This is a genomic window from Mesorhizobium sp. M2A.F.Ca.ET.037.01.1.1 (genome assembly GCF_003998075.1).
GTDB lineage: Bacteria > Pseudomonadota > Alphaproteobacteria > Rhizobiales > Rhizobiaceae > Mesorhizobium.
The window spans coordinates 1-1,736 of record NZ_RZSA01001211.1 but is presented as its reverse complement, the minus strand read 5'-3'; the positions used below and the strand labels follow the sequence as shown (position 1 = coordinate 1,736).

At 64.2% G+C, this 1,736-nt stretch carries 2 protein-coding genes; both read right to left on the bottom strand.

The genetic code is table 11. From position 1 onward, the window contains the following. The coding region (locus EOA27_RS35200) for a LysR family transcriptional regulator (protein ID WP_145970785.1) at positions 1–712 on the bottom strand (712 nt) is incomplete at its 3' end. A 47-nt stretch (positions 713–759) separates the two neighbouring features. After that, the gene (locus EOA27_RS35195; protein ID WP_126081365.1) at positions 760–1,674 is read right to left on the bottom strand and encodes an SMP-30/gluconolactonase/LRE family protein; all 915 of its coding nucleotides are present in this window, start codon (positions 1,672–1,674) and stop codon (positions 760–762) included. Positions 1,675–1,736 lie beyond the last annotated feature (62 nt).

The following is a 1,736-nucleotide window of genomic DNA, read 5'->3' as shown; positions in this document are numbered from 1 at the left end:
AGCCGCCGCCCTCCTCGACAAGCAGCAGCGTCGACGGCATCGCCTCCAATTCCATCTCGATGCGCGGATAGATGCCGTGTTCGGCGACGATGTTGTCGATCAGCCGGCGCAGACCATGCGGCCGGCTTGGCAGGATCATCGGCAGTTCCGCTAGCACGCCGAGGCCAACCGGACCGCGCGGCAGCAGAGGCTCTGGCAGCGCCGGGCCGATCAGGAAAAGCTCGTCATCGGCGAGCGGCTCGGTCAGCACCGAAGGGTGATTGGGCGAGTTGTAAAGCACCGCAGCGTCGATGCGGCCGGCGATCAGCCACTCCAGGATGTGGCCGCTGAAGCCTTCGATGACCTGCAGGGCGACGTTCGGGAACTCGTTCTTGATCTTCTTGACCAGCGGCACCGTCAGCACCGTCCCGACGGAGGGCGGAACGCCGAGCACCAACCTGCCGCGTGGCGAAGCCCTGAGATTGGATACGGCGTTCTGCGCGAGCCGCATGCGCTCGACGATCTCGTCGGCATGCGATTTCAGGAGCGCTCCGGCTTCGGTCAGCACCACGCCGCGACCGTTGCGGTGGAACAACTCGACGCCGAGCTCTTCCTCGAGCCCGCGGATATGGCGCGTGATCATCGGCTGGGTGACATTAAGGTCGAGGGCGGCCTTCGAGAAGCTGCCCGCCGAGCCGACGGCGATGAATACCTGAAGCTGCTTCGTGTCCAACTCAAACCACCCAACCCGCCGCCGGGCGGTGCCTGCCCGAAGCCTTTCTACGTGCGGAACGGATATTTCACGCCGCGCACGTTCAGGAACACGGCATAGACCGAAGTCGTCGCCGTGATGAAGAGCCGATTGTGCCGCGCGCCGCCAAATGCCACATTCGCCACCATCTCCGGCACCAGGATCTTGCCGATCAATTCACCGGCCGGCGTGTGGCACTGGACGCCGTCCCAAGCGCTGATCCAGAGGTTGCCGGCGATATCAATCCGAAACCCGTCCGGAATGCCCGGCGATATTTCGGCGAACACACGCGAATTTACCAGCCTGTCGCCGGCAACGTCAAACGACCTGACGTGGTGCGGCGCGCTGCGGTCGGTCAGATAACCGGAATCGGCGATGTAGAGCGTCTTCTCGTCGGGCGAGAAGGCAAGGCCGTTGGGCATCGAAAAATCATCGGCGACGACAGCGATGCGGCCGGATTGCGGATCGATGCGGTAGACGCGGCAACCGGGCTGCTCCTGGTCGGCCCGGCGCCCGACATAATCGGAGATGATGCCGTAGTTGGGATCGGTGAACCAGATGCTGCCGTCCGACTTGACCACCACATCGTTCGGCGAGTTGAGCCGCCTTCCCTCGAAGGAGTCCGCGAGCACGGTGATCGAGCCGTCCCATTCGGTACGCACGACACGGCGCTCGCCCTGCATGCAGGTGACAAGCCTGCCTTCGCGGTCGCGGGTGCTGCCGTTCGGATTAGCGACATTGCCGCGGAACAGCGAAACCGCGCCGGTCTCCTCGTCCCAGCGCAGCATGCGGTCGTTGGGAATGTCGCTCCAGACCAACGTGCGCAGGTCGGCGAAATAGACCGGCCCTTCCGCCCAGCGGTTGCCGGTGTGCAGCGTCTCTAGGAAGGCGACCGGATCGATAAGGTCGCCGAAGCGCGGATCGATGATCTCGTAGCAGGACATCGGCTGTCTCGCTTATGGCAGGCGAATGGCGATGGTGTGGATTGGCGGACCGGACGGTGGAC